Source organism: Streptomyces sp. NPDC034670 (assembly GCF_055574875.1).
Genome location: NZ_JBVITR010000110.1, coordinates 1 through 5,810, shown reverse-complemented (window position 1 = coordinate 5,810; position 5,810 = coordinate 1). Strand labels below are relative to the sequence as shown.

1 protein-coding gene and 1 pseudogene are annotated in these 5,810 nt (G+C 74.3%); both read right to left on the bottom strand.

The annotated features are described in order from the left end of the window. Nucleotides 1–5,012 (bottom strand): annotated as a pseudogene (locus ACZ56B_RS32560) (beta-ketoacyl synthase N-terminal-like domain-containing protein); the annotation flags it as partial. Between the two features lie 74 nt (nucleotides 5,013–5,086). Beyond that, on the bottom strand, nucleotides 5,087–5,810 hold a 724-nt coding region (locus ACZ56B_RS32555), incomplete at its 5' end, for an acyl carrier protein (RefSeq protein WP_468798609.1).

The window sequence follows — 5,810 nt, the reverse complement described above, 5'->3', positions numbered from 1 at the left end:
CGGACATCGGTCTTGCCCATCTCCACGAACCGGCCCCCCGGCCGCACCAGCCGCAGCGAGGCATCCACGAACTCCCCCGCCAGGGAGTCCAGCACCACATCCACCCCCGGCCGGAAACGCTCCTCGAACCCGGTGTCCCGCGAGGAGGCGATCCGCTCCTGCGGCACGCCCAGCCCCCGCAGCACCGGCCACTTCGGCTCACTCGCCGTGGCATACACCTCGGCACCCAGATGCCGGGCCAGCTGCACCGCCGCCATCCCCACCCCGCCCGCCGCGGCATGGATCAGCACCGACTCCCCGGACCGCACACCCGCCAGGTCCACCAGCGCGTAGTAGGCGGTCAGGAACACGATCGGCACACTCGCGGCCTGCTCGAACGTCCAGCCCTCCGGCACCCGCGCCAGCAGCCTGGCATCGGTGACCGCGGCCGGCGCGAACGCCCCGTCCAGCAGGCCCATCACCCGGTCCCCGACCGCCAGCCCGGACACCTCCGGGCCGACCTCCAGCACCACCCCGGCGCCCTCGTGCCCCAGCCGGCCCGCGTCACCGGGATACATGCCCAGCACATTGAGCACATCGCGGAAGTTCACACCCGCCGCCCGCACCGCGACCCGGACCTGGCCCGGCCCCAGCGGCCGCGGCGCCTCCGGCACCAGCGCCACACCGTCCAGCCGGCCCCCGGCGACGACATCCATCCGCCACCCGTCACCCACACCGGCCGGCGGCACCAGCACCCCACCCGCCGACATCCGCACCAGACGCGGCACCCAGGGCTCTCCCCGGCGCACGGCGAGTTGGGATTCCTCGCCCGTGATGAGGGCCGGGTTCAGCTCCGTGTCGTCGACGTCGATGAGCGAGAGACGGCCGGGGTGCTCGTTCATCGCGGAACGGACGAGGCCCCAGACGCCCGCGCCGGTGGGGTCGGTGGTCTCGCCGGGCAGTACGGAGACGGCACCCGAGGTCACGATCACCAGGCGGGTGCCGGTGAGCCTCGGTTCGGCCAGCCACCGCTGCACGGCGGTGAGCGTGCCGGTGAGGACGTCCGCCACGGGGCCGGTGCCGATGGGCAGCACGGCGCGCCGGGGGGCGTCGGATCCGGTGTCGATCGCGGTGATCAGCGCGTCCACGCTGGGGTGGGTGGTCGCGGTGGTGAGGCCGGGAAGCGGATCGCCGAGCACGACGGTGCCGTCGGGCGAGCCGTCGCTCGTCGGTGCCGTGCTTCGGGACCATGCCAGCCGGTAGAGGTGCTCCGCCCCGGTCGGCGTCCGCCGGTCGGCGAGGTCGGCCGTGTCGACGGGGCGCAGGAGGAGGGAGTCGACGGTGGTGACGGGGTCGCCCTGCGCGTCGGCTACCCGTAGGGCGATCTCGCCGTCGCCGCGGAGTCGGATGCGTGCCCGGACGGCCGGTGCGCCGACCGCCGAGAGGGTCACCCCGGACCACAGGAACGGCAGGAGGGCACGGTTGTCGTCGCCGGCCGGGCGCAGGGCGAGGGTGTGCAGGACGGTGTCGAGGAGCGCGGGGTGCAGGCCGAAGGCTTCGGCGCCGTCGGCGACGGGTTCGGGCAGGGCTGCTTCCACGTACCAGTCGTCGCCGGCCCGCCAGGCCCGGCCGATGCCCTGGAAGGCGGGGCCGTAGCGCAGGCCGACGTCGGCCAGCCTGTCGTAGAGGCCGGTGAGGTCGGCGGGTTCGGCGCCCGCGGGGGGCCAGGCACGCAGGTCCCAGGGTTCGACCGGGGTGGTGCCGGTGCTGACGGTGCCGGTGGCGTGCAGGGTCCAGGCCTGGTCGACCTCCGCGTCCTCGGTGCGGGAGAAGATCCGTACCGGGCGGCGGCCGTCGTCGTCCGCGGTGTCGATGACGATCTGTACTTGTACCGCGCCCTGTTCGGGGAGGACGAGCGGGGCCTGGAGGGTGAGTTCGTCGAGGTGGTCGCAGTCGACGCGGAGGCCGGCCTGGAGGGCGAGCTCGACGAGGGCCGTGCCCGGGGCGACGGTCGCTCCGCCCACCACGTGGTCGGCGAGCCAGGGGGTGGCGGGGAGGGAGAGCCGGGAGGTGAGCAGGACGGTGCCGGAGCCCGCGACGGTGACGGCGGCGCCGAGCAGCGGGTGGCTCGCGACGCCGAGTCCGAGGCCGCGTGCGTCGGTGCCGGGCCGGCCGGCGTCGAGCCAGTAGCGGCGGCGCTGGAAGGCGTAGGTGGGCAGGTCGGTGCGGCGGGCGCCGGTGCCGTGGAACACGGCGGCCCAGTCGGCGGCGGCGCCCCGTACGAACGTCTCGGCCAGTGCGGTCAGCACCGACGCGGACTCGTCGCGGCCCTCGCGGAGGGTGGCCACGGCGGGTGTGTCGGGTGCGGTGGACTGCGCGAGGCCCGTGAGGACGGGGTCGGCGCCGATTTCCAGGAAGCGGGTGACACCCAGCCCGGTGGTGGCGGTGCGCACGGCGTCGTGGAAGCGGACGGCTTCGCGGACCTGTCGTACCCAGTAGTCCGGTGTGGCCCAGTCGTCGTCGGCGGCGCGGCCGGTGAGGGTGCTGACGACCGGAAGCAGGGGCGGACGGTGGCGCAGCCCGGCGACGGTCTCGGCGAACTCGGCCAGCATGGGTTCCATCAGCGGCGAGTGGAAGGCGTGCGAGACCCGCAATCGGGTCACCCTGAGCCCTCGCTCGCGCGCGGCCGCCATGGTCTGCTCGACGGCCTGTTCGGCACCGGAGACGACGACCGCGTGCGGCGCGTTGACGGCCGCGACGACGGCCGTGCCGTGGTCACCGGCGGTTGGGAGCAGGTCCGCGACCTCGGCTTCGCCGGCCTCGATCGCCGCCATGGCCCCGCCCTCGGGCAGTGCCTGCATGAGCCGGGCGCGGGCGGCCACCAACCTTACGGCGTCCGGGAGTTCGAGGGCGCCCACGGTGTGGGCGGCGACGATCTCGCCGATGGAGTGGCCGATGACGACGTCGGGTTCCGCTCCCCAGTCGCGCAGCAGGGCGACGAGCGCGCTCTCGACGGCGAAGAGGGCGGCCTGGGCGTAGCCGGTGCGGTCGAGGAGCGCGGCCTCGGGCGTGCCGGGGGCGGCGAAGCAGACGTCGCGCACGGGGACGGTGAAGTCGGGTGCGCCCTGGAGTTCGGTGTCGAGGAGGGCGCAGATCTCGTCGAAGGCGCGGGCGTACTCGGGGTGCGCGGCGTGCAGTTCGCGGCCCATGCCGAGCCGCTGGCTGCCCTGGCCGGTGAACAGCCAGGCGGTGCGGCCCTCGGTGGCGATGCCGGACACGACGGTGGCCGCACCCGGTGTGCCTGCACCGGTGCCGGTGCCCGTGCCCGTGAGGTCGTCGAGCGCCGCGTGCAGGGTGGCGCGGTCGGGGCCGAGGACGACCGCGCGGTGTTCGAGGACGGATCGGCCGGTGGCGAGGGTGTGGCCGATGTCGAGCGCGGAGGCGTCGGAGGCGGTGAGGTGGGCAGCGAGCCGTTCGGCCTGTGCTTCGAGTGCGGCGGCGCTGCGGGCGGTGAGCACCCATGGGACGTGGGGCAGGCGGCGGGGCGGGGCGGTGGTGCCGGCCTCTTCGTCGGACGAGTCGAGACCGTCGGACGTACCGGACCTGTCGGACGTACCGGGTGTGCCGGAGGTGTCGGACGAGTGGGGCGTGTTCTGCGGTGCGGGGGGTTCTTCCAGGACGACGTGGGCGTTGGTGCCGCTGATGCCGAAGGAGGACACGCCGGCCCGGCGCGGCCGCTCGCCGCGCGGCCAGGCGCGTTCCTCGGTCAGGAGCCGTACGGCCCCGGCGGACCAGTCGACGTGCGAGGAGGGTTCGTCGGCGTGCAGGGTGCGCGGCAGCCGCTCCTCGCGCAGCGCCATCACCATCTTGATCACGCCGGCCACACCGGCGGCGGCCTGCGTGTGCCCGATGTTCGACTTGACCGACCCGAGCCACACGGGGTCGTGCGCGTCGCGTCCCTTGCCGTAGGTGGCGAGGAGGGCCTGTGCTTCGATGGGGTCGCCCAGGCGGGTGCCGGTGCCGTGCGCCTCGACGGCGTCCACGTCTGCCGTACCGAGCCGGGCGGCCTGCAGGGCGCGGCGGATGACGCGCTGCTGGGACGGGCCGTTGGGGGCGCTGAGGCCGTTGGAGGCGCCGTCCTGGTTGACGGCGCTGCCCCGGACGACGGCCAGGACGGGGTGGCCGAGGCGCTGGGCATCGGAGAGGCGTTCCAGGACGAGGACGCCGGCGCCCTCGGCCCAGCCGGTGCCGTCGGCGCCGTCGGCGAAGGCCTTGCACCGGCCGTCGGCGGCCAGTCCGCCCTGCCGGGAGAACTCGACGAACGTGGTGGGCGCCGCCATCACGGTGACGCCGCCGGCGAGTGCCGTGGAGCACTCGCCGGTGCGCAGCGACTGGCAGGCGAGGTGCAGGGCGACGAGGGAGGAGGAGCAGGCGGTGTCGATGGTGACGGCGGGGCCTTCGAATCCGAAGACGTAGGAGATCCGTCCGGAGAAGACGCTGCCCGCGTTGCCGTTGGCGAGGAAGCCTGCGACGTCCTTGGGCACCTCCTGCAGCCGGGCCGCGTAGTCGTGGTACATGAGCCCGGCGAACACTCCGGTCGCGGTGCCGCGCAGGGACAGCGGGTCGATGCCGGCGCGTTCCAGGGCCTCCCAGGAGGTCTCCAGCAGGAGCCGCTGCTGCGGGTCCATGGCGAGCGCCTCACGGGGGCTGATGCCGAACGCCTCCGCGTCGAACTCGGCCGCGTCGTGCAGGAAGCCGCCCTCGCGGGTGGCGGAGGTGCCCGCCGCCCGGTCGGCGTCGGCGGCGAACAGGGCGTCGAGGTCCCAGCCCCGGTCGGTGGGGAACGGCGTGATGCCGTCGCCGCCGCCGCTCACCAGCCGCCACAGGTCCTCGGGCGAGGCGACGCCGCCCGGGAAGCGGCAGCCCATGCCGACGATCGCGATCGGCTCGTGTTCCTTGGCCTCGGCCTCGCGCAGACGAAGGTGGGCGTCCTGGGCGTCGGCGATCGCACGCTTGAGGTATTCGCGGAGCTTTTCCTCGTTCGCCATCTGTTCCTTGTCCTTCGAAAGTGCGCGGAGAGCCGAGTAGGGGGGAGGTCAGCGGGCGGTCAGTCGGTCGCCCAGGGCTTGTCGTCGAGGAGTGCGAACAGTTCGTCGTCGCTGGCGTTGTCGAGCTCGACCCGGTCGCCCTTTCCGCCGTCCTCGGCGGCGGCCGTCGACCAGGTGGTGAGCAGTTGCTGAAGACGGTGCCCGATCTCCGTGCGCACGTCGTGGTCGGCGGCGGGCGCGGTCTCGGTGAGGACGGTGCGGAGCTTGTCCAGCTCACCGAGGAGGAAGGCGGCGCCATCGTCGTCGGCGGGGGCCAGTTCCGCCGCGAGGTGGTCACGGAGGGCGCGGATCGTCGGGTGGTCGAAGATGAGGGTGGCGGACAGTTGCAGCCCGGTCGCGGCGTTGAGCCGGTTGCGCAGGTCGACGGCGGTGAGCGAGTCGAACCCGAGGTCCTTGAAGGCGCGCGACGGGTCGATCGGACTGGCGGAGCCGTGGCCGAGGACGCCGGCGACCTGCGACTGGACCATTTCGAGAAGGACCCGGTCGCGCTCGGCGGGGCTCAGTCCGCGCAGCCGTTCCGCGAGCCTCTCCGCGCTGCCGTCGGGCCCTGCCGCGCTGCCGGCGGTGGGTCGCTGCCGTCCGGCCGGTACGAGGTCGCGCAGCACCCACGGCACCTGATCGCGCCGCCCCGCGAGCGCCGACGTGCGCAGGGCGACGGGGACGGCGGTCGGCTCGTCGACGAACAGCGCGGCATCCAGCAGGGCCAGGGCCTCCTCGGTGGAC